The sequence below is a fragment of the Nocardioides nematodiphilus genome (assembly GCF_020216525.1).
In the GTDB taxonomy this organism is placed as follows: Bacteria; Actinomycetota; Actinomycetes; order Propionibacteriales; family Nocardioidaceae; genus Nocardioides; species Nocardioides nematodiphilus.
In genome coordinates this window covers 1-24,374 of record NZ_JAIWOY010000001.1, presented here as the reverse complement: position 1 = coordinate 24,374, position 24,374 = coordinate 1, and the positions used below count along the sequence as shown (strand labels likewise).

Sequence of the window (24,374 nt, the reverse complement as noted above, 5' to 3'; positions counted from 1 at the left end):
ACGGAGAGATCATGGACTTCGCGCACGACGCCCGTACCGAGGAGCTGCGCTCCACGTTGCTCGACCTCATGGCCAGCCACATCGAGCCCGCCGAGGCGGTCTTCGAGGAGCAGCTCGCCGCGCTCGACAACCCCTGGGCGTGGGACAGCACCGCGATCCTCGGCGACCTCCGCGCCGAGGCGAAGTCGCGCGGGCTGTGGAACCTCTTCCTCCCCGGTGCGGAGGGTGCGGGCCTGACCAACCTGCAGTACGCGCCGCTCGCAGAGATCACCGGCCGCAGCGCGCTCGCCCCGGCCGTCTTCAACTGCGCCGCGCCCGACACCGGCAACATGGAGCTCCTGCACGACTTCGGCACCGAGGAGCAGAAGGAGCAGTGGCTCGCCCCGCTGCTGTCCGGCGAGATCCGCAGCGCGTTCGCCATGACGGAGCCGGACGTCGCCTCGTCCGATGCCACCAACATCGCCACCTCGATCACCCAGGACGGCGACGCGTACGTCCTCAACGGCCGCAAGTGGTGGATCACCGGGGCGATGAACCCCAACGCCACGATCTTCATCGTGATGGGCAAGACCGATCCCACCGCGGAACGCCACCGGCAGCAGTCGATGATCCTCGTCCCGCGCGACACCCCCGGCGTCACCGTCACGCGCGGGATGGAGGTCTTCGGCTACGACGACCACGACCACGGGGGCCACGCCGAGATCGTCTTCGAGGACGCCCGCGTCCCCGCCGCCAACCTGATCGGCGCGGAGGGGATGGGCTTCGCGATAGCGCAGGCCCGCCTCGGCCCCGGCCGGATCCACCACTGCATGCGCTCCATCGGCCTGGCCGAGCGGGCGATCGAGCTGATGTGCGCCCGGGTGGAGAGCCGGGTGGCGTTCGGGCGCCCGCTTGCCGAGCAGGGCGTGATCCGCGACTGGATCGCCGAGTCGCGCGTCCGGATCGAGCAGCTGCGCCTGCTGGTCCTCAAGACCGCCTGGCTGATGGACACCGTCGGCAACAAGGGCGCACACACCGAGATTCAGGCGATCAAGATCGCTACCCCGGCCACCGTGCAGTGGATCCTCGACAAGGCGATCCAGGCCCACGGCGCCGGCGGCCTCTCGCAGGACTTCCCGCTGGCCAAGGCGTACGCCGGCATCCGGACGCTCCGCTTCGCCGACGGCCCCGACGAGGTGCACAAGAACGCGCTGGCCAAGGCCGAGCTGCGGCGGCAGCAGGCACGGCGTTCCTTGTAACGCGGTGTTACATGCTCTTCTGCGGTGCTGCAACACCGCACAAGAGCGGCGAACACCGCGTTACAAGGCCCGGTCGGCTGACAGACTGGGCGCATGACCGCGCCCGGAGTGCTCAGTCCCGACGCCCGTAGCGACGCGCTCGCCGCCATGACGGGCGCCCGCGGCGAGCACGAGCTCGACGTCCTCGTCGTCGGCGGGGGAGTGGTCGGCGCCGGAGTGGCGCTCGATGCGGTCACCCGCGGCCTCTCGGTCGGCCTGCTCGAGCAGCGCGACCTCGCCTCCGGCACCTCCTCGCGCAGCTCCAAGCTCATCCACGGCGGCCTGCGCTACCTGGAGATGATGGACTTCGCGCTGGTCCGCGAGGCCCTCCAGGAGCGCGGTCTGCTGCTCACCCGCCTCGCGCCGCACCTCGTCCGACCGGTGCCGTTCCTCTACCCGCTCACCCATCCGATCTGGGAGCGCGGCTACATCGGCAGCGGCCTGGCGCTCTACGACGGTATGGCCTTCACCGGCTCGCTCCTCTCCGGCGGGTCCACCGGCGTCCCGCGGCACCGCCACCTCACCCGGCGCAGCGTCAGCAGGATCGCGCCGGACTTCCGCACCGACACCATCACCGGTGCGATCCAGTACTACGACGCGCAGGTCGACGACGCGCGCCTCGTCATGATGTTGGCGCGCACCGCTGCTCGACATGGGGCGCACGTCGCCACCCGGATGCGCGTCACCGGCTTCCTGCGCGAGGGGGAGCGGGTCGTCGGCGCGACCGCGATCGACCTCGAGCGCGGTACCACGCACACCATCCGCGCCAAGACCGTCGTCAACGCCGCCGGCGTATGGACCGACGACATCCAGGAGATGGTCGGCGGCCGCGGCGCGCTGCACGTCCAGGCGTCCAAGGGCATCCACCTCGTCGTGCCCCGCGACCGGATCCGCAGCGAGTCCGGCTTCATCGTGCGCACCGAGAAGTCGGTCCTCTTCGTCATCCCGTGGGGCCGGCACTGGATCATCGGCACCACCGACACCCCGTGGACGTACGACCTGGCGCACCCGGCCGCCAGCAAGGCCGACATCGACTACGTGCTCGACCACGTCAACGCGATCCTGCGCGAGCCGCTCGGCCACGAGGACGTCGAGGGCGTGTACGCCGGCCTGCGGCCGCTGCTCTCGGGCGAGTCCGAGCCGACCTCGAAGATCTCGCGCGAGCACACCGTCGTCACCCCGGTGCCGGGCCTCGTGATGATCGCCGGCGGCAAGCTGACCACCTACCGGGTGATGGCGAAGGACGCGGTGGATGCGGCCGTGCACTCGCTGCGCACCACCACCGAGCTGCACGTGCAGGAGTCGATCACCGACCGGGTCCCGCTGCTCGGCGCCGACGGCTTCGAGACCCGCTCCAACCAGCGGGTGCTGCTGGCCCGTCGATCGGGGCTGCACGTCGCCCGGATCGATCACCTGCTGCGCCGCTACGGCGGCCTGATCGACGAGATCCTCGAGCTCATCCAGGCCCACCGCACGCTCGCCGAGCCGCTCGAGGGCGCGGAGGACTACCTCGCCGCCGAGGTCGTCTACGCCGTCACCCACGAGGGCGCGCGCCACCTCGAGGACGTCCTCGCCCGACGGACGCGCATCTCGATCGAGTCCTTCGACCGCGGCGTGGGCGCCGCCCCGGGCGTCGCGCGGCTGATGGCCGCGCACCTCGGCTGGGACAAGGCCGAGGTCGACCGCCAGGTGGAGTGGTACCTCCACCGCGTCGCCGCCGAGCGCGCCAGCCAGACGATGGTCACCGACGAGGAGGCCGACGAGGCCCGCCGTCGGGTCGACGACCTGGTCTGAGTCCGGGCGCGGGGCCGCGCACCATGCCGCGTGGGGAACGCGGGTCGGTCGGGAATGGTATCTACCCAAAATGGGGTACTTGCCGCTCACACATGGCTCCGCAATTCAGGGACCGGGCCCGCATTCGAGGAGAAGCACCATGCATGACGCATCGTTCACCGACTCACTCAGCCGCCTCAACCGACGTCGGGACGCCGAGCGCGGCTTCTCGCTCATCGAGCTGATCATCGTCATCGTGATCCTGGGCATCTTGGTGGCGATCGCGATTCCCGTCTACAACAACATCCAGGACAAAGCGAAGCAGAACGCCGCTAACGCCATCGCGGCGAACGCCGCGAGCGAGGTAGCAGCTGCGGTCGCCAACGGCGACGCCGCCACCCCGGCCGCCGCGACCGTCAGCACCTCGGTCAAGAGCGGGGCCACCGTGACGGTCACCGGGACGACGCTCAACGACATGTGCGTCAAGGCGGTCAAGGACTCCAAGACCGGCACCTCGGGCCCCGGCTGCTGATGCCACGCGTCGCCCGGACGGCGGGCATCGCGCCCGACCGGCCGGACGCCGGGTTCACCCTCGTCGAGGTCGTGATCGCGATGATGTTGCTCGCCATCCTGGCGCTCGCAACGCTCCCGATGCTGCTCCAGGGAGTGCGGGCGAGTTCGGCGAGTGTCGTGCGCGCGACCGCGACCCGCCAGGTCTCGGCGCTGCTGGAGCAGGCGCGCGCGACGCCGTCGTGCCGCAACCTCGCCGGGCTCCAGGCGAACCGGACGCCCTACCCGGCGACCTCGCCGACCATGGAGCTCGTCCTTACTCTCGCCGGACCATGCACGGCACAGTTCACCGCGAGCGTCACGGTGTGGGCGGTCCGAGTCGGCACCGACCCGGCGCGATGCGTGCATCCGCTGCCCGACGGCTGTCTGGCGACCGCCTCGACGCTCATCTACATGACCGGATGACGATGACTGCCGTCGAGCACAGAGAGCGCGGCGTGGCGCTCATCGAACTCATCGTCGTTGCTGGACTGACCGGCATCGTCGCGGTGATCTCCGCCTTCACCCTCATCAACACCTTGCGTAGCCAGGACCAGGTCGTCGGAGCGACCAAGACCGCGACCCGCGGGCGTGCGTTCACGACCGCCCTCGAGCAGGCCGTACGCGGTGCGTCGTGGATCAAGGTCGTCGACCCTCGCACCGTCACGCTGCGGGTCGGCAGCGGTGCGTCGTCGGCCTGCAAGACCTTCGCGGTCGGAACCGTTTCTGGCCGGGACGAGCTGCAGCTCACGGCCGGCGGCACCACTGCGAACCTCACCTCGGAGAGCGACGTGTGGGTCGCGCCGATCGGCTCGGCCAACTACTTCGCCCCCCTCCCCGCGAGCGGGACCACGACCGGTGTTCGCTACAGCCTCTCCATGCGGAGCACCAAGGGCGCGACGGACCTGGTGAGCAGCGTGTATCGCCGGGCATCGGGTGGAGCGGGGGTGGCGTGCCCGTGACCCGGACCGACCAGCGCACCTCTGAGCGCGGCGCAGCGTTGGTGATCGTGGTTATCCTCGTGGTCCTCTGCGCGACCGTGATGGGTGCCGTCGCCACCGCCAGCATCTTCGGCAGCAAGCAGACCGGAGAGGACGAGTTCCAGCTCCAAGCGCTCTCCGCAGCCGAGGCCGGCCGCGACGACACCTACGCCAAGGTGCGCGGCGGCGGGTGCAACTCCACGCCCGGCTACGTCTACCCCGGCAGCGTCTCCACCGGCTCCTTCCGCGCCCAGACCTTCTGGGTCGCGACGACTGATCCGTCGACACTGCCCACCAGCCCGCCCGCATCGACCGGATGCCCGCCGGTCGCCGGCGCGACCGACGGCTACGTCGGGATCGCCTCACTGGGCACCGCCGGCACGGCCACCAAGTCGGTCCTCGCCTGGTACCGCTTCACCCGTACCCTCACGCCCACCGGCGGCAGCACCACGTCGACGACCACGCTCACCGCGATCGACGGCGCGATCCTCGAGGGCGGCAACAACAGCATCAGCATCCCCAACGTGAAGGTGACCGGGGACGTCGTCCTCGGCGCGGGCAGCTTCAACTGCAACGGCAGCTCGGTCATCGACGGCGACCTCATCGTCGGCAACGGCAGCGTCGACCTGTCCAACCAGTGTCGCGTGACCGGCAGCATCGTCGCCAAGGGCGATGTCTACATCCACAACCTGACCAACCAGGTCGGTGGCGACGTCGTCTCGACGACCGGCACCGTCCGGGTGGAGGGCGCCCAGGTCGGCGGCAGCATCAAGGCCGACGGGGGCGTCCAGCTCAACAACAGCGTCAAGGTCACCGGTGACGTGGTCGCACGCGGCGACGGCGCGATCGACTGCAAGGGCAGCGGCGCCACCGGGTCGGCGTTCACCGGCAGCAGCTCCAGCAGCAAGACCGTGGGCGGCAACGTGCGCATCGGGGGCGCGCTGTGCCAGGTCGATCTGACGACGGTCACCGGCTCGATCATCGCCACCGGCACGGGCGAGACCTCCATCGGCGGCGTCGGCACCGTGAAGGCGACCTCGATCCAGCTCGCCGGCACCTGCTCGCCCTGCACCGCGACGCCCGTGCCCAAGACCGGGGTCAAGGGCCTGGCGGCCGTCGACTTCACCGACCCGCCCGAGGCGGGCTTCGCGAGCTGGCTGGAGGTCCCATGGGCGCCGAGCGCCTGGACGAAGACCGGCTGGACGGTGGCCACGGCCAGCACCAGCGACTGCGACTACCAGAACAAGGCGTCCCTGGTCACCGCGATCAACAACCTGACCCAGCCGACGGTCATCGACGCCACGGCCTGCCCCAGCGGCATCAACCTGTACGGCGTCACCTTCACCCTCAAGACCGACGTCACCTTCATCGCGAAGGCGTACGCCGCGCAGAGCCTGACCGCGAAGGTGGCCGGCACCGGGACCCGCACGTTCAACCTGATCGTCCCGGACCCCACCTCCTCGGACAACGCCCCGACCTGTCCGTCGGGGCCGACCGGCTCCACCATCTACGGCGCGACGCTGGGGCTCGGCGTCACCGGGATCGCCTACACCCCGTGCACGCTGGCGATCGGCACGGTGTCCTGGGCGGGACAGATCGTGGCCGGCTACCCCGATCCCGCCGGCGGCAACAACACCATCACCTACACCCCGATCGGCGTGCCCGGCTCCACCGTCACCGGAGGCGGGACGGTGCCCGTCACCATCCCCGGGCCGGTCGTCCCTCCTGTGCTGGTGCCCTCGACCACCGTCGCGGACAGCGCGAACCGACAGACGGAGCCGCGATGGACGCCCTAGCGGTCTTCTCGGGCGCGGTGGCCGGCCTCCTGGGGCTGGCCGTCGGCAGCTTCCTCAACGTCGTGATCGTGCGCGTGCCCCGCGGGGAGTCGCTGCTCATCGCGAGCCACTGCCCGCACTGCGACGCCCGGATCCGGCCGCGGCACAACGTGCCGGTGGTGTCGTGGTTGCTGCTGCGCGGCCGCTGCCACGACTGTCGTGCCCCGATCCCACCGCGTTACCCGCTCATCGAAATGGCGACCGCGCTCGCGTTCGTCGCCGTGACCGCCTGGGCCGGGCCGGGTGCGCTCGGTGCCGCCCTGTGCCTCTTCGCCGCAGCCAGCATCGCCCTCGCGGTGATCGACGTGCGCACCCATCGTCTTCCTGACGCGATCGTCGGCCCCTCGTACGTCATCGCGGCAGTCCTGCTCACCACCGCCTCCGCCACCACCGGGGACCTGCGCCCCCTCGTCCGCGGGCTGGCCGGTCTGGTGCTGCTGGGCGGCGGCTACTACCTCGTGCACCGGGTGCGCCCCGATGGCATGGGGCGTGGCGACGTGAAGCTGGCCGGCCTGATCGGACTCGTCACCGGATACGTCGGCTGGGCCGCGCTGGTGGTGGGTGGCTTCGCGGCGTTCGTGCTTGCCGGCGGGTACGGCATCGCGCTGATCAGCACGGGCCGTGCGGGCCGCCACAGCGGCCTGGCGTTCGGGCCGTGGATGCTCGCGGGGGGATGGGTCGGGCTGTTGCTGGGCACCCCTGTGGCAACCGGTTACCTGCAGGTGAGCGGGCTGGCGTGAACACCGGACACCAGGAGCGGAGGCGGCGTGGCTGAGACCGTCGTGGGACTGACGATCGTCGAGGAGTGCGTCCGGGCCGCCGAGATCCGGCGCCCCTCGGCCAAGAACCCGACCCTCGTCCGGTACGGCGAGGTCCCGCTCCCGCCCGGCGCCGCCGGCGACTCGGAGATCATCGACGCCGATGCCGTCGCGCTCGCGCTGCGTCAGCTGTGGACCGATGCCGGATTCTCCACCAAGCGGGTCGTGCTCGGCCTGGGCAACCGCCGCATCCTGGTCCGCGACCACAAGGTCCCGGCACTCGCCCTCGAGCAGATCCGGCGCGCCCTGCCGTTCCAGGTCCAGGACATGCTGCCGGTGCCGGTCGACGAGGCGGTCCTTGACTTCTATCCGGTCGCCCCCGACGGTGACGAGGGCGGAGACGTCCGCGGCCTGCTCGTGGTGGCCGTCGCCGACATGATCACGGAGCTGATCGACACCGTCCGCCGGGCCAACCTCACCGTCGACGCGGTCGATCTGGCTCCCTTCGGCCTGGTCCGTGCCGCGAGCCGACACGTCGACCCCGAGCGGACCGTGCTGGTCACCCACATCGGCGCCCACACCAGCTACCTGGTGGTCATGCGGGCCGGTGCTCCGTTGCTCGTACGGATCGTGCCGGGCGGGGTCCCCGTCCGTGACAGCGAGCTCGGCCGTCATCGGGCCGAGCCGGACGACGCTCCGATGCTCGGGGGCCCGCGCGCCGGCAGCCCCGAGGCGGCCGCCGAGGCCCGGTTGGTCGACGACTTCGCGCTGCGCGTGCGCAGCACCGTGGAGTTCTACGTCGGTCGCCATCCCGACGAGACCCTCGACGAGCTCTACCTCTGCGGCGAGGGCGCGTGCCACGACCAGATCCTGCCCGCGCTCGACCGCATCGTCGGGATCCCCAGCAAGCACCTCACCGTCGGCGACGTGATCGGGACGCAGCGCTCGCCGCGTGACGGCACCGGCCTGCTGAGCCTCGTCACGCCCGTCGGGTTGGCCCTGAGGAGCCGGTCATGAGCATGACCCTGACGCGCACACGCAACCGGGCGCCCGCACTCGTCTACGGCGCCGTGCCGCAGGTCAACCTGCTCCCTCCGGCCGAGCGCGCCCGCCGCGAGCAGGCACTGCTCGCCCGGCGCTGGACCGTGGTGGTGGTCGCCGCAGTGGCCGTGGTCCTGGTCGCCGTGCTGGCCGCCGTCCTGCTCGAGCGCTCGGCGCAGAGCGACCTCGACGCCGAGCGGAGCCGGACCACCGCGCTGGCCGGGCAGGTCGCCGCCTACCAGGACGTCGCCACCGCGACCGGCGAGAAGGCCACGTACGAGGCGAAGCGTGCCGAGGGGATGAAGGACGACGTGAACTGGGTGCGGGTGGTCGGTGCGCTGCAGGCCGTCCTTCCCCGGGGCGCCCGCATCGGCGGCTTCGACGCCGTCGTCGGCGACGCGAGCAGCATCGCGGCGGCCCGGGCCGGTACGGACGGGGCGGCCGGTCTCGCGCCGGCGGTCCCGGCAGCCGCCAGGGTCGGCGTGACGGTCAAGGTGACGAGCATGCAGCCGCTGGACCAGCGAGCGATCATCGGCAGCTTCACCCATGTGCCCGGCGTCCTCGGCGCCGACATGTCCAACCTCGCCTCGTCCTCGAGCGCGAGCTACGTCTCGACGACATCGGTCTACTTCGACGACAGCGTGTTATCGCATGCCTACGACGGGACGAGCCGATGACCAAGCAGACCATCACCCTGCTCGGCGCGGTCCTCGCCGTTGCCGTCCTCCTCGCCGGGATCCTTCTGGGCGTCCTGCCGCGGCTCGACCAGGCGAGCCAGAGTCGCCAGGAACGGGACTCGGTCGCCATCCAGAACAACACCCAGCAGGCGCTGATCGCGGCCTACGCCCAGCAGCGGTCGAAGCTGCCCGCGCTCCAGTCCGAGGTCGCCGACCTCAAGCAGCAGATCGCCTCCGGACCTCACCTGGAGCAGCTCATCGACGTGGCCTCACGGCTGCCCGGGGGCGCCGTGCTGGTCTCGATCACGCCCGGTGAGTCCGGTGACGGCACGCCGGGCGCCGGCGCCGGCACGCAACCCACCCCGGCGTCCGGCCAGGCGGCGACCACGGGCTTCCAGTCGGTCCCGGTGACGATGGTCGTCGCGCTGGGCCGCTCGGCCGATGCCGCCCAGGTCCTGCAGAAGCTGCGGGCCGGTCCCCGCCTGCTCGCGATCGATCACGCGACCCTCGAGCCGGGCGCGGCCCAGGGCGGGGTCGCGACGCTCACGGTCGAGGGCCGGGTCTTCATGATGGGGGCGACCGGGTGAGAGGCGTCGCCGAGGTGCTCCGCCGCGGTGGGCTGCTCTTCCCCGACGAGCTCGACGAGCTGGTCCGCCAGTACGGGGAGGGCGACCGGCTGCGCCAGCAGGTCATCGGGCACGGCCGGATCACCGAGCAGCAGTTCGCGCAGGCCCTGGCTGAGCAGCACGGACTCACCTTCGTCGATCTCGGCGCGCTCACCCTCGACCCGCAGATCGTGGCGGTGGTGCCGCCGGCGCTGTGCCGGCGCCGGCGGGTGATGGCGCTCGCGCGCACCGGCGACCGGCTCACCCTGGCGATGACGGATCCGGGCGACATCCTCGCCATCGACGACGTGGCCAGCGTGACCGGCCTGATCGTGCGCCCTGCGGTCGTCACCGAGGTGGCGATGACCCAGGCGATCAACCGCTACCTGCGCTCGGACAGCGAGCTCTCCCAGATCTCCGCGGCCCTCGAGCAGTCGGCGGCGCCCAGTGCGAAGGGGGAGGAGACCGAGGACCCGGACGCCCCGGTGGTGCGCTTCGTCAGCCTCCTCATCGGCCAGGCGATCGCCGACCGGGCCTCCGACATCCATGTGGAGCCGACCGGCTCCGACCTGAAGGTCCGGCTGCGCATCGACGGCGTCCTGCACGAGATGCAGAGCGCCGACCGCTCGATCATGGACGGCGTCATCAGCCGCCTGAAGATCATGAGCGAGCTCGACATCGCCGAGCGCCGCAAGCCGCAGGACGGGCGGATGTCGGTCAAGCACGAGGGCCGTACGGTCGACCTGCGGGTCGCCACCCTGCCCACGGTGTGGGGCGAGAAGGTCGTGATGCGGATCCTCGACCACTCCGCGGAGTCGCGCCGGCTCCAGGACCTCCAGCTCTCGCCGACGAACCTGCGCCGCTACACCGAGGCGATCACCCGGCCCTTCGGGATGATCCTGGCGACCGGGCCGACCGGGTCCGGCAAGTCGACCACGCTCTACACGACCCTCGCGGAGATCGCGAAGCCCGAGCTCAACGCGATCACCGTCGAGGACCCGGTCGAGTACCGCCTGGCCGGGGTCAACCAGATGCAGGTCAACCCGAGGGCCGGCCTCACCTTCGACAACGCGCTGCGCGCGATCCTGCGCGCCGACCCCGACATCCTGCTGGTCGGCGAGATCCGCGACCGCGAGACCGCGACGATCACCGTCGAGGCCTCGCTGACGGGCCACCTGGTGCTGTCGACCCTGCACACCAACGACGCGCCCAGCGCGATCACCCGCCTGACCGAGATCGGGGTCGAGCCCTACCTGGTCGGCACCGCGCTCAACGCGGTGGTCGCCCAGCGGCTCGCCCGGCGGCTGTGCGTGCGCTGCCGCGAGCGGTACGTCCCCGAGCGGGAGGTGGTCGCGGCCGTCGGCCTGCCGGTCCCGAGCGATGGCGAGCTCGCGCTCTATCGCGCCGTCGGGTGCAGCTTCTGCTCCGGCACCGGCTACCGGGGGCGGGTCGCCCTGCACGAGGTGATGACCGTCAGCCCTGAGATCGAACGACTCGCGGTGCTGCGCTCGGCAGCGGCCGACCTGCGCCGCACGGCCCTGGAGCAGGGGATGGTCCCGCTCCGCGAGGACGGATTCGCCAAGGTGCTCGCCGGCATCACCACACTCGAGGAGGTTCTCCGTGTCGCAAACTGACCTGGACCGGGTCCTGGCCGAGGCCGCACGGGAGGGCGCCTCCGACGTCCACTTCGTGGCCGGATCACCGCCCCTCGTACGGCTCAACAACGCCCTCGCCCCCGTCCGGGGGTGGGAGGAGGAGCCCCTCAAGCCGGCCTGGTTGGAGGAGCAGCTCATCGGGGTGATGACCAACCACCAGCGCCAGGAGTACGTGGACTCCGGCGAGCTCGACATGCCGTACTCCCTCGCGGGCGTCGGCCGATTCCGGGTGAACGTGCACCGCCAGCGCGGGACGGTGGCGGCCGCGTTCCGACTGGTCCCGACCAGCCTGCCCGCCCTCGAGCAGCTCGGCGTGCCCGAGATCGCCCGCGAGCTGGCACTCCATCCGCGCGGGCTGGTGCTGGTCACCGGCCCGACCGGCTCGGGCAAGTCGACGACGCTGGCCGCGATGGTCGACATCGTCAACCGGGAGAAGGCGGTCCACATCGTCACGATCGAGGACCCCATCGAGTACCTGCACCGCAGCAAGAAGGCGCTGGTCACTCAGCGTGAGGTCGGCAGCGACACCCGCTCGTTCGCCGAGGCGCTGCGCCGGGTCCTGCGCCAGGACCCCGACGTCATCCTGATCGGCGAGCTGCGCGACCGCGAGACCATCGAGATCGCGCTGACCGCCGCCGAGACCGGCCACCTGGTGCTGGGCACCCTGCACACCCAGGGCGCCGCCTCGACGATCAACCGGATCATCGACGTCTTCCCCGGCGACCACCAGGCCCAGATCCGGATCCAGCTGGCCGACACCCTCCAGGGCGTGATCAGCCAGACGCTGCTGCCGCACGCCGGCGGGCACGGGCGGGTGGTGGCGACCGAGGTGCTGGTGCGCACCACGGCGGTCGCCAATCTCATCCGCGAGGGCGACGTGGCTCAGCTGTACTCGGTGATGCAGACCGGCTCGGCCTATCAGATGCACACCCTCGACCAGGACCTGCGCCGACTGGTGGGGGAGGGGCGCGTCGATCGCACCGAGGCCGCCGCGGTGATGGTCGACGCCTCCGCACTGCTCGGGATGGGCGGGCGCGCCAGCGCCGCGTACGGCGACGAGTGGGCCGAGCCGATCACCACCACGGACCCGTCCTCGCGCTGGTGAGTGATGAGCACCCAGGAGTTCACCTATGAGGCCGTCACCAGGGCGGGCGGCTCGTCGATCAAGGGCACGATGGAGGCGCCCAGTCCCGGGGCGGTCGCGCACAAGCTGCGCAACCAGGGGCTGATCCCGCTCAGCGTCGCCCCGGTCTCGAAGACCGGGCTCAACATGGAGATCCGGATCCCCGGCCTCGAGGGCGGCGTGAAGCCGAAGGCCCTCGCGGTCTTCGCCCGCCAGCTCTCCACCCTGCTCGACGCCGGCCTCCCGCTGCTGCGCGCCCTTGCCGTGGTGGTCGAGCAGACGGAGGACGACCGGCTGCGTCAGGCGCTGGCCACCGTGCATGCCGACGTCGAGGCAGGCGCCTCGTTCTCCGGAGCGCTCGCCCGACATCACCGAGTGTTCCCGCCCCTGATGGTCAACATGGTCCGGGTCAGCGAGATGGGTGGCTTCCTCGCGCGCTCGATGCGCTCGGTCGCGGACACCTTCGCCGCCGAGGTCGAGCTCCGTCAGAAGGTGCGCGGTGCGATGACCTACCCGGTGGTGGTCGCCGGCGTCGCCGCGGTCGCAGTCGTCGTGATGATGCTCTTCGTGGTCCCCGTCTTCGAGCGGATGTTCACCTCGATGGGCGCCGCGCTGCCGCTTCCGACCCGGATCCTCATCACGGCCTCGCACAGCACGGTGTGGCTGCTGCCGCTCCTGGTCGTGCTCGGCGTCGGGAGCGGGATCTGGTGGGCGCGGCACCGCTACGACGACGCCGTCCGGCGTCGCATGGATCCCCTCAAGCTGCGCCTGCCGGTCTTCGGCCCACTCAACCGGAAGATCGCCATCTCCCGCTTCGCGCGGAACCTGTCGATGATGCTCTCGGCCGGCGTGCCGATGCTCCAGGCGCTGGCGGTCGTGGGACAGGCCGCGAACAACACGGTCGTGGCCGACGCGGTCGACGACGTGCGCGCCTCCATGGCCCGCGGCCGGTCCTTCTCCGCGCCGCTGGCCGACCACCCGATCTTCCCGAGCATGGTCGCCCAGATGGCCGCGGTCGGCGAGGAGTCCGGATCGCTGGCCGCGATGATGGACTCGATCGGCGACTTCTACGACAAGGAGGTCGAGACGGCCGCCGACCAGCTCTCCGCAGCCATCGAGCCGCTGATGATCGTGGTCCTCGGCGTGGTCATCGGTGGCATGGTGATCGCGCTCTACCTGCCGCTGTTCTCGCTCTACTCCCACCTGCAGCAGCAGTGACCGGCGCCCGGCCGAGATATCCGCGACAGCGTGTTCCTACCAACCAGTAGCCACGCGTGCCGAGCTTCACATACTCTCGGTACATGAGTGCCCCCAACCCCGATCACCAGCCGCTCGTCGAGGGTCCGCGCGACCCGGAGCACGACCCGGCGGCGACCTACGCGCTGGACCCGGGCTACGTCGCCCGCCTCACCGCCCGCGTGCTGGCGACCACCGGTGAGGCCAAGGAGGTGCTCTCGCCGCTCGACGGCGCACCGCTCGCGCACATCCCGCAGTCGAGCGACGCCGACGTCGAGGAGGCCTTCGCGCGCGCCCGCGTCGCGCAGGAGAAGTGGGCGCGTACGCCCGTCAAGGACCGCGAGCGTGTCCTGCTCCGTCTCCACGACCTGGTGCTGGCGCGCCAGGAGGAGATCCTCGACCTGATCGTGCTGGAGACCGGCAAGGCACGCAAGCACGCCTTCGACGAGCCGCTGCACATCGCGCTCACCGCGCGCTACTACGGGCGCACCACCGCCAAGCACCTGCGCTCCGAGCGTCGCCCGGGTGTCTTCCCGGCGCTGACCCGGATCGACGTCAACCACGTCCCCAAGGGCGTGGTCGGCATCATCTCGCCGTGGAACTACCCGTTTACCCTCGGCCTGTGCGACGGCCTGGCCGCGATCGCCGCCGGCAACGCCGTGGTCGCCAAGCCCGACTCCCAGACCATGCTCACCGCGCTCCTCGGCGCCGAGCTGCTCGAGGAGGCCGGCCTGCCCCGGGACCTGTGGATGGTCGTCGCGGGTCCCGGCTCCAAGGTCGGCACCTCGATCATCGACCGCGCCGACTACATCTGCTTCACCGGCTCGACCGCGACGGGCAAGATCATCGGCAAGCAGTGCGCCGAGCGCCTGATCGGCAGCTCCCTGGAGCTCGGCGGCAAGAACGCCATGCTCGTGCTCGCGGACGCCGACATCGAGAAGGCCGCCGAGGGTGCCACCCGGGCCGTCTTCTCCAACACTGGTCAGCTGTGCGTCTCGATCGAGCGGATGTACGTCGCCGACGCGATCTACGACCGCTTCGTGGAGCGCTTCGTGGCCCGTACGCAGGCGATGACCCTCGGCGCGACCCTGTCGTGGGAGAACGACATGGGCTCCCTGATCAGCCAGGACCAGCTCGACAACGCCGTCGCGCACGTCGATGACGCGGTCGCCCAGGGTGCCACGGTCCTCACCGGCGGCAAGGCCCGTCCCGACCTGTCCCCGTACTTCTTCGAGCCGACCATCCTCGAGGGCGTCACGCCCGCGATGACCTGCTTCGGCACGGAGACCTTCGGCCCGGTGGTCTCGATCTACCGCGTGACGAGCGACGAGGAGGCGGTCGATCGCGCCAACGAAGGCGAGTACGGCCTCAACGCCTCGATCTACAGCCGCGACACCGCCCGCGCCCGCCGCCTCGCGGCCCGGGTCAAGGCCGGCACCGTCAACATCAACGAGGCGTTCGCGGCGACCTTCGCCAGCCTGGACGCCCCGATGGGCGGTTTCCGCGAGTCCGGCACCGGTCGCCGCCAGGGCGCCGAGGGCCTGCTGCGCTACACCGAGACCCAGTCGGTCGCCACTCAGCGGCTCGTCCGGATGAGCCCGATGTTCGGGATGTCCGACGAGGCGTACGCCAAGCTCATGACCTCGTCGCTGCGCGCCCTCAAGGCGGTGGGTCGTGCCTGAGGCGGTCAGCAACAAGGGCGGCAAGCACTACGACGTCCTGGTCATCGGCTCCGGCTTCGGCGGCTCGGTGAGCGCGCTGCGCCTGACCGAGAAGGGCTATTCGGTCGGCGTCCTGGAGGCCGGGGCGCGGCTTGACGACGACGACTTCGCCGACACCTCGTGGGACCTGAAGAGGTTCCTCTTCAACCCCGCGATCGGCTGCTACGGCATCCAGCGCATCGATCTGGTGCGCGACTGCCTGATCCTCGCGGGTGCCGGCGTCGGCGGCGGCTCGCTGGTCTACGCCAACACCCTGTACGAGCCGCTCGACCCCTTCTACAACGACAAGTCGTGGGCGCACATCACCGACTGGAAGTCGGAGCTCGCTCCCTACTACGACCAGGCCAAGCGGATGCTCGGCGTGGTGGTGAACCCGCACATCACCCCGGCGGACCGGATCATGCAGAAGGTCGCTGCGGACATGGGGGTCTCCGAGACCTACCACCAGGCGCCCGTCGGGGTCTTCTTCGGTGAGGACGGCGTCCCCGCCGGCACCGACGTGGCCGACCCGTTCTTCGGCGGTGAGGGCCCGACCCGTACGACCTGCACGCAGTGCGGCGAGTGCATGGTCGGCTGTCGCCACAACGCCAAGAACACGCTGGTGAAGAACTACCTGCACCTGGCGGAGAAGAACGGCGCCGAGATCCACCCGCTCACCACGGTCACGCGTGTCGTCCCGCGCGCCGGCGGCGGCTACGAGGTGCACACCCGCTGGACCAAGGCGAAGCTCTCGCGTCGTACGGCCGTCAAGGTCTTCACCGCCGACCAGGTCGTGTTCAGCGCCGCCGCGATCGGCACCCAGAAGCTGCTGCACAAGCTCAAGGCGACCGGCGACCTGCCGCTCATCTCCGACCGGCTCGGTGAGCTGACCCGCACCAACTCCGAGGCGATCCTCGGCGCGATCGCACCCGACCTCGAGATCGACTACACCGAGGGCGTGGCGATCACCTCCTCGATCCACCCCGACGCCGAGACCCACTTCGAGCCGGTGCGCTACGGCCACGGCTCGAACGCGATGTCGCTGCTGCAGACCGTCCTCACCGACGGCGGCCCCGGCCGCAAGGCGCGCTGGGTCAAGGAGATGGGCAAGCAGCTCATGGCCGGCAACCTCACCAAGCTCTACGACTTCAAGCACTGGTCGGAGCGGATGGTCGTGCTGCTGGTCATGCAGGCCAAGGACAACTCGATCACCGTCTACCCCAAGAAGTCGGCGCTCGGCTGGAAGCTCACCTCCAAGCAGGGCCACGGTGAGCCGAACCCGACCTGGATCCCCGCCGCCAACGAGGGCGCCCGGATGATGGCCAAGCACATGACGACCGAGGCGGGGGAGGGCTACGCCGGCGGCACCATCGGTGAGCCGTTCAACGTCCCCATGACCGCGCACTTCATCGGCGGCTGCGCGATCGGCGACTCCCCGGCCAGCGGCGTGGTCGACCCCTACCAGCGCCTGTACGGGTACGACGGCCTCCACGTGGTCGACGGCTCCGCCATCTCGGCCAACCTCGGGGTGAACCCGTCGCTGACGATCACCGCCCAGGCGGAGCGGGCGATGGCCTTCTGGCCCAACAAGGGCGAGAGCGACACCCGGCCGGTGCTGGGCACCGACTACCGCCGGATCGACCCGGTCAACCCGCACCGTCCGGCGGTCCCGCCGAGCGCCCCGGCAGCCCTGCGACTGCCCATCGTCGGCATCAGCTGATTTTCTTTTCAGAAATTCCGGATCAGTCCGTAACCGGGTCTGCTGCGCCTCGTTGGAGCAGCAGACCCGGATTGCTCCCTCCCTTAACTGTCCGGGTCTTTAGGTCCAGGCGCTGTCCATCAGTTGCGTGGACGATCAGGACCCGGCCACCCTCCCTCCCCGGCCGGGTCCTGGTGCATTTGGTGGGTGCCTCGTGGTGGAGCGTCCCCGGCGTTCTCGTCGCATCGCCGATCGCTCCGCTCCCAAGATCGGCCTCGCTCCTCGGCCTTGGGGCCGCACGCACCACGAGACGCCCACCCCGGCCGGTGGTTACGTCCGGGCGTCGTCGACGGTTCGGCGCGGTGCGCCCGCCTCGGTAGGATCCGCTCATGACTGACGCCCTCGCGCTGGCCGAGCATGAGCACGACCTGGTCCTCGTCGTCGACTTCGGCGCGCAGTACGCGCAGCTGATCGCCCGACGGGTCCGCGAGGCGCGGGTCTACTCCGAGATCGTGCCGCACACCATGTCGGTGGCCGACATGCTCGCCAAGCAGCCGAAGGCGATCATCCTGTCGGGCGGCCCCTCCTCGGTGTACGAGGACGGCGCCCCCGCGATCGACGACGCGCTCTTCACGGCCGGCACCCCCGTGTTCGGCATGTGCTACGGCTTCCAGCTGATGGCCAAGGGCCTCGGCGGCACCGTGTCGGCGACCGGCGCCCGCGAGTACGGCCGCACCCCGGTGAGCATCTCCGCCGGCGGCACCCTGCTCTCCGGCATCCCGGCCGAGCACAACGTCTGGATGTCGCACGGCGACTCGGTCACCGAGGCTCCGGCGGGCTTCGACGTCCTCGCCTCCACCACCGTCACCCCGGTCGCGGCCTTCGAGAACGTGGACAAGGGCCTGGCCGGCGTCCAGTGGCACCCCGAGGTGCTGCACTCCGAGCACGGCCAGCGGGTGCTCGAGCACTTCCTCTGGGACATCGCCGGCTGCCGCCAGACCTGGACGATCGGCAACATCGCCGAGGAGCAGATCGAGCGGATCCGCGAGCAGATCGGCGAGACCGGTCGCGCCATCTGCGGCCTGTCCGGCGGGGTCGACTCCGCCGTCGCCGCGGCGATCGTGCAGAAGGCCATCGGCGACCGCCTCACCTGCGTGTACGTCGACCACGGCCTGATGCGGCAGGGCGAGTCCGAGCAGGTCGAGCGCGACTTCGTCGCCGCCACCGGCGCCAAGCTGGTCGTCGTCGACGCCGAGAAGCAGTTCCTCGACGCGCTGGCCGGCGTCTCCGACCCCGAGACCAAGCGCAAGATCATCGGTCGCGAGTTCATCCGCTCCTTCGAGGGCGCGCAGGCCGACATCATCCGCAGCGCCCCGGAGGGCACCACGGTCGGCTTCCTGGTCCAGGGCACGCTCTACCCCGACGTCGTCGAGTCGGGTGGCGGCACCGGCACCTCCACGATCAAGTCGCACCACAACGTCGGCGGCCTTCCGGACGACATCGAGTTCGAGCTCGTGGAGCCGCTGCGCACGCTCTTCAAGGACGAGGTCCGCGCGGTCGGCGACCAGCTCGGCCTGCCGACCGAGATCGTCCAGCGCCAGCCCTTCCCGGGCCCCGGCCTCGGCATCCGGATCATCGGCGAGGTCACCCGCGAGCGTCTCGACATCCTGCGCCAGGCCGACGCGATCGCCCGTGAGGAGATGGCCGGCTCCGGCATCGACCATGAGATCTGGCAGATGCCGGTCGTGCTGCTCGCGGACGTCCGCTCGGTCGGCGTGCAGGGCGACGGCCGTACGTACGGTCACCCGATCGTGCTGCGCCCGGTCACCTCCGAGGACGCCATGACCGCGGACTGGGCCCGCCTCCCCTTCGAGCTGGTCGAGCGCATCTCGACCCGCATCACCAACGAGGTGGCCGAGGTCAACCGCGTGGTCATCGACGTGACCTCCAAGCCCCCGGGCACGATCGAATGGGAGTGAGCGAGGCCGCGAGACGAGGGCCGAGCGAAGCGAGTGTCCTCGGTCTCGTGTGCCGAGCGAGCGAGCAGCGCGCGCAGCGCGCATGGGAGTGAGCGAGGCCGCGACCCCGAGCCGGCTCGTGCGGTGAGCGCCGCGGTCACCAGGTGACCGCGGCGCTCCGCATGTCAGCGGTCCATCGCGTCGGCGACGGCGGCGTCGCGGCGCGCGCCTGAGGCGCGCAGGCCGGCGATCACGCCGACCCGGTCCTCTGCTGACCGGTTCTGGCTCAGCTTCGCCTTGCCCTCGACCCGCTCGACGGCCATCTCGAGGCCGACGATCGCCTTGAGCTGCTGGTCGATGAAGGACGCCGGGGCATCCGCGACCTTCCACGGCTCGCTGCTCGAGGCCTCCCTCGCGTCGGTCAGGAGCCCGACCTGCTCACGCAGCCACGCGGGGTCGGTGTGGACGGTCAGACGCCCCGTGAGATGGACGGCGGAGTAGTTCCAGGTCGGCACGACCCGGCCGTGCTCCGCCTTCGAGGGGTAGAACGACGGGGAGACGTACGCCTCCGGCCCGGTCACCACCATCAGCGCCGGCTGGCCGGCCGAGATCGCGCGCCAGTGCGGATTGGCGATGGCCAGATGCAGGAGCACCCGGTCCTCGCGCCAGATCAACGGCAGCCGGGTCGCCATCGGGAACCCGTCCGGCCCGACGGTGATCAGCTCACCCGCGCCGACGTCGGCCACCAGCGCCCGGATCTCGGCCTCGTCGGTGACGGCGTTGAAGCGTGGCACATACATAGGGCGCATCATCCCAGGTCGCACACGTCGCGGGTCAGCCTCCTGATCTCGTCTATGGTCGCCGCATGAGCGAGGCGCGTGGGGCGGAGCAGGACCTGGCAGGGCGACTCCTGGAGGCGCACGTCGCCTTCGAGGTGACGGCGCTGCGCGAGCGTGGTCTCGAACTCGCCGTCGAGGCGATCGATCGCGTGCTGGGTCCGGCGGACGCCGTACGGCTCGACGACGTCGTCCAGCGCGACCAGGTCAAGGGCGTCGCGGGCAAGTACGTCGCCGAGCATCGACTCCCCGGCGCGATCCCCGACGTCGCCGCCGAGATCGCCGGGCGCGTGCGTGCGCACCCCGCCAACCAGACGCGACTCGGCGACCTCGTCGATCGTCGCCAGGTGGCGGAGCTGGTCACGGTCGTCTCCGAGCTCCGCACGCTGCGCACCCAGCTGCTGCGCAGCCTGGTCGCGGCCCCGGGTCTCCAGGCCGGCGTCGGCGGCCTGGTCCACGGCATCGCCACGGGTGGGGTGCGGCAGGGTCTGCGGATCGGTCGCAGGCTGCCGGGCATCGCCGCCGGCATCGGGATCGGCGAGCGGGTCGCGGGCGGGGCCGTCGAGGGACTGGACCGACGCAGCCGGGAGCTCGCCGAGCACGGCGCGGCCGCGCTGCTCGGCTACCTGGGGGACCGTGCCACCCTCGACGACGACGAGCTGCGCGCGGCGGTCCTCGAGATCTGGGACGCGATGGCCGAGCAGCCGGTCGCGGCGCTCACCGGCGCCATCTCCGACGAGCAGCTCATCGACCTCTGCTCGGCGCTGTACGCGGTCTGGCTCGATCTGCGGACCTCGCCGTACATCACCGCCGTCGTGGAGGCCGGCATCGATCACTTCTTCGACACCTACGGCGCGATGCCCGTGACCGAGCTGCTGGCGGAGTTCGGGCTCGACCGGGCCGATCTGGTCGAGGAGGCCGAGCGGTTCGTGCCGTCGCTCATCGCCGGTCTCGACCGGGCGGGACTGCTCGACGAGCTCGTCCGGCCCCGTCTCGCAGCCTTCTACGGGTCTCCTGCAGCGCGCGCCCTCCTCGAGGGCTGAGACCTACGCGCCAGTAGCCGCACCGGGGTTCGCGCACGCTCCTGAGAGCGTTCTATCGTGCTGCCTCGTGACCTCCCAGACCTGGCTCGGCGACCCGTCCGTCTACCACGGTGAGGGTTCCTTCTGGGACCTGAGCATCGGCGCGCTGCGCTACGTGGACATCACCCGTGGCGACGTGCACACCGTCGTCGGTTCCCACTGGATGAAGACCCACGTCAGTGACGTCGCGGCCGTGATCCGCGCCCGCGCGGAGGGCGGCTACGTGATGGCGTTCGAGCGCGGCTTCGCACTCCTCGATGAGGACCTGTGCCCGCTCAAGGAGATCCCGGTCTCCGACGATCCCCAGCGGCGGATGAACGACGGCGGCGTCGACCCCTCGGGTCGCCTGTACGTCGGCAACATGAACTACGACGAACGCATCGACGGCGGCACCCTCTACCGCCTCAACACCGACCTGAGCGTCGACGTGGTCCGCGACCCGGTCTCGATCCCCAACGGCCTGGTCTGGACGCCTGACGGCCGTACGGCCTTCCACGCCGACAGCCCGCACCAGCAGATCTACGCCTACGAGGTCGACCCGGTCACGGGCGCCTTCGGCGAGCGCGTGGTCCACATCCAGCTCGAGTCGGGCTACCCCGACGGGATGGCGATGGACGAGGACGGGGGCCTGTGGGTCGCGGTCTGGTCCGGCGGGCAGGTCCGCCACTTCGACGCGGCCGGCACCCTCGTCGAGGTCATCGAGGTCGGCGTCGCCAACCCCACGTCCTGCGCCTTCGGCGGCCCGGACGGGCGCACCCTCTTCATCACCACCTCGAAGAAGGACCGGCCGCAGCCCGAGGAGCACGCCGGCCAGGTGCTGGCGGTCGAGGTCGGCGTCGCCGGCGCTCCGGTGCACGCGTTCGCCTGATTCCCCCGCACACCGAAGAGCGCCCCGGACACTCGGTGTCCGGGGCGCTCTCGTGTTCGGGCGGGGAGGTCAGGCCGGGCGCGCTTCGCGCGGCCCGTTGGTCAGCCCTGACCGGCCTCGAGCATCGCCTCGCGGGTCGCGACCTTGACCCGTACGCGCTCCTGCGACTCGCCGGTGGCGATCTCGTGGGCGTCGAGCGTGACCCAGTGCTCGTGGGTGAAGACGTTCACGCCGCGCTCAGCGAAGTAGGCGTCGACCGCCTCGGGGGAGCGCTGCGGCGCCGTCTCGGTGGTCGTCGCCAGGAGGTGGCCGACGGTCTCGGCGGCGTCGCTCTTGGTGTGGCCGATGAGCCCGACCGGGCCGCGCTTGATCCAGCCCGTGGTGAACAGGCCGGGGATGTGGTTGCCGTCCAGGTCGAGGACCTTGCCGCCGTCGTTGGGGATGACCGCGTTGCGGGGGTCCCACGGCAGGCCGGGCAGCGCCTCGGACTTGTAGCCGATGGCACGGTAGACCTGGCCGACGGGCCACTCGGTGATCTCGCCGGTGCCCTCGACGTTGCCGTCGGCGTTGGGGGAGTGGGTGCGCTCGGTCTTGAACGCGGTGACCTTGCCGTCGACGGCGACGATCTCGGCCGGCGCCTCGGCGAAGTGCAGGTGGATGCGGTGCGGCTTGCCGACCTCGTCGCGACCCACCCAGTTGGCGAGGGTGTCGAGCACCATCTTCTGGGCCTTGTGCTTGCCGATGTGTTCCATGCCGTGCTCGTCCACGTCGAAGCCCTCGGGGTGAACGATCACCTCGACGTTGGGCGAGTGGTTGAGCTCGCGCAGCTCCAGGGGCGAGAACTTCGCGTACGCCGGGCCGCGACGGGCGAAGACATGCACGTCGGTGATCTGCTTGGCCTTGAGACCCTCGTAGACCTGGACCGGGATGTCGGTCACCAGCATCTCCTCGGCGGTCTTCGCCAGCACGCGGGCGACGTCCAGCGCGACGTTCCCGACGCCGACGACGGCGACCGAGGTCGCGCCCTCGAAGTCCCAGGTGGGGGCGTCGTCGGGGTGGGCGTCGTACCAGGAGACGAAGTCGGCCGCACCGATCGAGTGCTCCTCGCCCGGGATGCCCAGCTCGCGGTCGGCCTTGGCGCCGGTGGAGAAGACGATCGCGTCGTAGAACTCGCGCAGGTCGTCGAGCTTCACGTCGACGCCGTAGTTGACGTTGCCGAGGAAGCGGATCTCGTCCTTGGCCAGGACGCGGTCCAGGGCCTTGATGATCTCCTTGATGCGCGGGTGATCCGGGGCGACGCCGTACCGGACCAGGCCGAACGGGGCGGGCAGCCGCTCGAGGATGTCGACCGACACGTCCGCCTCAGACTTGGTGAGGATGTCTGCTGCGTAGATGCCTGCCGGACCGCCGCCGACGATGGCTACTCGAATGCTCATGCACTCATTCTCTCGTATGGATGGTTCTCCACAGAACGAGGTTGTGGTTGTGGGGTCACAAGGTAGCCTTGTGCCATGTTGGGCCCCCATGTTCCCGAGTTGCGCGCGCTCGAGCTGCTCGTGCTGGTCTCGGAGACGGGGAGCCTCAGCGCCGCGGCCGCCGAGCTCGGCATCACCCAGCAGGCGGCCTCCTCGCGGCTGCGCACGATGGAGTCGCTCGTCGGCGCCTCTCTGGTCGATCGCAGCCGGCGCGGCTCGCTCCTCACCCCGACCGGTGAGCTGCTGGTGCAGTGGTCGGGCGCCGTGCTCGCGGCCGCTGCTCAGATGGACGCCGGCATCGCCGCCCTCAGGGCGGATCGACGCGGTCACCTCACCATCGCTGCGAGTCTCACCATCGCCGAGCACCTGCTGCCGGGTTGGCTGGTCGCCCTGCGCGCGCGCCAGATCCATGCGGGACTCACGCCCACCGAGGTGACGATGACCGCGACCAACAGCGAGCGCGTCGAGAGCCTCGTGCGTACGGGGGAGGTGGACCTGGGCTTCGTCGAGGGTCCCGACGCCCCCGCCGACCTCCACCACCGCCTGGTCGGCACCGACACGCTCGTCGTCGTGGTCGGGCCCAAGCACCCCTGGGTGACCAAGCCGAGCCGCCGAGTCAGCGCGACCACCCTCGCCGCCACCCCTCTCGTCGTACGCGAGCCGGGGTCGGGCACGCGGATGGTGCTCGACCGCGCTCTGCAGGACCTCGGCACGGTCGGCCCGGCGCTGGAGCTCTCGAGCACGGCCGCCGTGCGGGCCGCCGTCGCCGCCGGTGCGGGTCCGGCAGCCGTCGGCGCGCACGCCATCCGCGAGGACCTCGCCCTGGGGCGGTTGGTGAAGATCAACGTCGCGGGCCTCGATCTCACCCGACGCCTGCATGCCGTCTGGCGCGGAGGGGTACAACCCCCGTACGGAGCAGCGCGCGACCTGGTCTCCTGGGCCGCTGATCACCCCGCCTGAGCGTGGCTCACGCGGGCCGCCGTCGCGATTTGGCATGTGTGCGCCGCGTGCGTACTGTTCTCCGAGTCGCCACGAGCGGGGCAGGGATCCGGAAGGGTCCCGATCCTGCGGATGGCACTTTATCGAAAGGCTTGATCGGGTCCGCCGAATTGGTGGAAACGAGGGGCTGGGATAAAGTTCAGACATAAGCCCCGCAGGGGAGAGCAGCAAGTAGCGGCTCGAGCCACGGTGCGCGTGTGATTCTTGAGAACTCAACAGTGTGTCAAATAGTCGACGAATTAATTTTG

The 24,374-nt window shown here is 70.7% G+C and carries 21 protein-coding genes; 19 read left to right on the top strand and 2 right to left on the bottom strand.

Going from position 1 to position 24,374, the window contains the following annotated elements; genetic code table 11:
* Positions 1-11 precede the first annotated feature (11 nt).
* From KSO98_RS00105 to guaA, 16 genes are all read left to right on the top strand, one after another.
* Positions 12-1,238: an acyl-CoA dehydrogenase family protein gene (locus KSO98_RS00105; RefSeq protein ID WP_225282732.1), complete on the top strand. Its 1,227-nt coding sequence runs from the start codon at positions 12-14 to the stop codon at positions 1,236-1,238.
* Positions 1,239-1,331: 93 nt separating this feature from the next.
* A complete protein-coding gene (locus KSO98_RS00100; protein WP_225282731.1) occupies positions 1,332-3,071 on the top strand; it encodes a glycerol-3-phosphate dehydrogenase/oxidase in 1,740 nt (579 codons plus the stop codon).
* Positions 3,072-3,210: 139 nt separating this feature from the next.
* Entirely contained in the window at positions 3,211-3,582 is a 372-nt protein-coding gene (locus tag KSO98_RS19015) for a prepilin-type N-terminal cleavage/methylation domain-containing protein (RefSeq protein ID WP_225282730.1), read from the top strand.
* Positions 3,582-4,025: a prepilin-type N-terminal cleavage/methylation domain-containing protein gene (locus KSO98_RS00090; RefSeq protein WP_225282729.1), complete on the top strand. Its 444-nt coding sequence runs from the start codon at positions 3,582-3,584 to the stop codon at positions 4,023-4,025. The genes KSO98_RS19015 and KSO98_RS00090 overlap by 1 nt, the downstream gene beginning before the upstream one ends.
* Positions 4,022-4,561 carry a type II secretion system protein gene (locus tag KSO98_RS00085; RefSeq protein WP_225282728.1) on the top strand — a complete coding sequence of 180 codons (540 nt, stop codon included), beginning with the start codon at positions 4,022-4,024 and terminating at the stop codon, positions 4,559-4,561. The genes KSO98_RS00090 and KSO98_RS00085 overlap by 4 nt, the downstream gene beginning before the upstream one ends.
* Before the next feature lie 47 nt (positions 4,562-4,608).
* Positions 4,609-6,375 carry a hypothetical protein gene (locus KSO98_RS00080; protein WP_225282727.1) on the top strand — a complete coding sequence of 589 codons (1,767 nt, stop codon included), beginning with the start codon at positions 4,609-4,611 and terminating at the stop codon, positions 6,373-6,375.
* The gene (locus KSO98_RS00075; protein ID WP_225282726.1) at positions 6,363-7,154 is read left to right on the top strand and encodes a prepilin peptidase; all 792 of its coding nucleotides are present in this window, start codon (positions 6,363-6,365) and stop codon (positions 7,152-7,154) included. Before KSO98_RS00080 ends, KSO98_RS00075 begins: the two co-directional genes overlap by 13 nt.
* A gap of 27 nt (positions 7,155-7,181) precedes the next feature.
* The gene (gene pilM, locus KSO98_RS00070; RefSeq protein ID WP_225282725.1) at positions 7,182-8,189 is read left to right on the top strand and encodes a type IV pilus biogenesis protein PilM; all 1,008 of its coding nucleotides are present in this window, start codon (positions 7,182-7,184) and stop codon (positions 8,187-8,189) included.
* Positions 8,186-8,890, top strand: coding sequence for a hypothetical protein (locus KSO98_RS00065; RefSeq protein WP_225282724.1), 705 nt, complete (start codon positions 8,186-8,188; stop codon positions 8,888-8,890). The genes pilM and KSO98_RS00065 overlap by 4 nt, the downstream gene beginning before the upstream one ends.
* Complete coding sequence (locus KSO98_RS00060; protein WP_225282723.1) at positions 8,887-9,477, top strand: hypothetical protein; 591 nt, start codon at positions 8,887-8,889, stop codon at positions 9,475-9,477. The genes KSO98_RS00065 and KSO98_RS00060 overlap by 4 nt, the downstream gene beginning before the upstream one ends.
* A 14-nt stretch (positions 9,478-9,491) precedes the next feature.
* Positions 9,492-11,129, top strand: coding sequence for a GspE/PulE family protein (locus tag KSO98_RS00055; RefSeq protein WP_225282722.1), 1,638 nt, complete (start codon positions 9,492-9,494; stop codon positions 11,127-11,129).
* Positions 11,116-12,255 (top strand): type IV pilus twitching motility protein PilT, encoded by a 1,140-nt coding sequence (locus KSO98_RS00050; protein WP_308012716.1) that lies wholly within the window; start codon positions 11,116-11,118, stop codon positions 12,253-12,255. The genes KSO98_RS00055 and KSO98_RS00050 overlap by 14 nt, the downstream gene beginning before the upstream one ends.
* Positions 12,256-12,258: 3 nt before the next feature.
* Positions 12,259-13,491 (top strand): type II secretion system F family protein, encoded by a 1,233-nt coding sequence (locus KSO98_RS00045; RefSeq protein WP_225282721.1) that lies wholly within the window; start codon positions 12,259-12,261, stop codon positions 13,489-13,491.
* An 83-nt stretch (positions 13,492-13,574) separates the two neighbouring features.
* Entirely contained in the window at positions 13,575-15,191 is a 1,617-nt protein-coding gene (locus KSO98_RS00040) for a succinic semialdehyde dehydrogenase (RefSeq protein WP_225282720.1), read from the top strand.
* Positions 15,184-16,929: a GMC oxidoreductase gene (locus KSO98_RS00035; protein WP_225282719.1), complete on the top strand. Its 1,746-nt coding sequence runs from the start codon at positions 15,184-15,186 to the stop codon at positions 16,927-16,929. The genes KSO98_RS00040 and KSO98_RS00035 overlap by 8 nt, the downstream gene beginning before the upstream one ends.
* A 368-nt stretch (positions 16,930-17,297) precedes the next feature.
* Positions 17,298-18,887 (top strand): glutamine-hydrolyzing GMP synthase, encoded by a 1,590-nt coding sequence (gene guaA / locus KSO98_RS00030; RefSeq protein WP_225282718.1) that lies wholly within the window; start codon positions 17,298-17,300, stop codon positions 18,885-18,887.
* 164 nt (positions 18,888-19,051) lie between these two features.
* Here the strand turns inward: guaA and KSO98_RS00025 are convergent, their stop codons facing one another.
* Positions 19,052-19,666 carry an FMN-binding negative transcriptional regulator gene (locus tag KSO98_RS00025; RefSeq protein WP_225282717.1) on the bottom strand — a complete coding sequence of 205 codons (615 nt, stop codon included), beginning with the start codon at positions 19,664-19,666 and terminating at the stop codon, positions 19,052-19,054.
* 65 nt (positions 19,667-19,731) lie between these two features.
* Between KSO98_RS00025 and KSO98_RS00020 the strand changes: the two genes are divergently transcribed.
* Complete coding sequence (locus KSO98_RS00020; RefSeq protein ID WP_225282716.1) at positions 19,732-20,745, top strand: hypothetical protein; 1,014 nt, start codon at positions 19,732-19,734, stop codon at positions 20,743-20,745.
* A gap of 67 nt (positions 20,746-20,812) precedes the next feature.
* Positions 20,813-21,652, top strand: a complete 840-nt coding sequence (locus KSO98_RS00015; RefSeq protein ID WP_225282715.1) for an SMP-30/gluconolactonase/LRE family protein — start codon at positions 20,813-20,815, stop codon at positions 21,650-21,652.
* Positions 21,653-21,753: 101 nt separating this feature from the next.
* On the opposite strand, the gene KSO98_RS00010 is transcribed toward KSO98_RS00015, so the two are convergent.
* A complete protein-coding gene (locus tag KSO98_RS00010) occupies positions 21,754-23,088 on the bottom strand; it encodes an FAD-dependent oxidoreductase (protein WP_225282714.1) in 1,335 nt (444 codons plus the stop codon).
* Between the two features lie 75 nt (positions 23,089-23,163).
* Here KSO98_RS00010 and KSO98_RS00005 point away from each other — a divergent pair, with 75 nt between their 5' ends.
* Positions 23,164-24,087 (top strand): LysR family transcriptional regulator, encoded by a 924-nt coding sequence (locus KSO98_RS00005; protein ID WP_225282713.1) that lies wholly within the window; start codon positions 23,164-23,166, stop codon positions 24,085-24,087.
* The last annotated feature ends 287 nt before the right edge of the window (positions 24,088-24,374 follow it).

Bases quoted from the DNA above. Each gene is read 5' to 3' on its own strand.
- KSO98_RS00090 (WP_225282729.1), top strand. From the start codon at position 3,582: ATGCCACGCGTCGCCCGGACGGCGGGCATCGCGCCCGACCGGCCGGAC.
- KSO98_RS00005 (WP_225282713.1), top strand. From the start codon at position 23,164: ATGTTGGGCCCCCATGTTCCCGAGTTGCGCGCGCTCGAGCTGCTCGTG.
- KSO98_RS00020 (WP_225282716.1), top strand. From the start codon at position 19,732: ATGAGCGAGGCGCGTGGGGCGGAGCAGGACCTGGCAGGGCGACTCCTG.
- KSO98_RS00060 (WP_225282723.1), top strand. From the start codon at position 8,887: ATGACCAAGCAGACCATCACCCTGCTCGGCGCGGTCCTCGCCGTTGCC.
- KSO98_RS00065 (WP_225282724.1), top strand. From the start codon at position 8,186: ATGAGCATGACCCTGACGCGCACACGCAACCGGGCGCCCGCACTCGTC.
- KSO98_RS00045 (WP_225282721.1), top strand. From the start codon at position 12,259: ATGAGCACCCAGGAGTTCACCTATGAGGCCGTCACCAGGGCGGGCGGC.
- KSO98_RS00085 (WP_225282728.1), top strand. From the start codon at position 4,022: ATGACGATGACTGCCGTCGAGCACAGAGAGCGCGGCGTGGCGCTCATC.
- KSO98_RS00040 (WP_225282720.1), top strand. From the start codon at position 13,575: ATGAGTGCCCCCAACCCCGATCACCAGCCGCTCGTCGAGGGTCCGCGC.
- KSO98_RS00075 (WP_225282726.1), top strand. From the start codon at position 6,363: ATGGACGCCCTAGCGGTCTTCTCGGGCGCGGTGGCCGGCCTCCTGGGG.
- KSO98_RS00025 (WP_225282717.1), bottom strand. From the start codon at position 19,666: ATGTATGTGCCACGCTTCAACGCCGTCACCGACGAGGCCGAGATCCGG.
- KSO98_RS00010 (WP_225282714.1), bottom strand. From the start codon at position 23,088: ATGAGCATTCGAGTAGCCATCGTCGGCGGCGGTCCGGCAGGCATCTAC.
- KSO98_RS00105 (WP_225282732.1), top strand. From the start codon at position 12: ATGGACTTCGCGCACGACGCCCGTACCGAGGAGCTGCGCTCCACGTTG.
- KSO98_RS00100 (WP_225282731.1), top strand. From the start codon at position 1,332: ATGACCGCGCCCGGAGTGCTCAGTCCCGACGCCCGTAGCGACGCGCTC.
- guaA (WP_225282718.1), top strand. From the start codon at position 17,298: ATGACTGACGCCCTCGCGCTGGCCGAGCATGAGCACGACCTGGTCCTC.
- KSO98_RS19015 (WP_225282730.1), top strand. From the start codon at position 3,211: ATGCATGACGCATCGTTCACCGACTCACTCAGCCGCCTCAACCGACGT.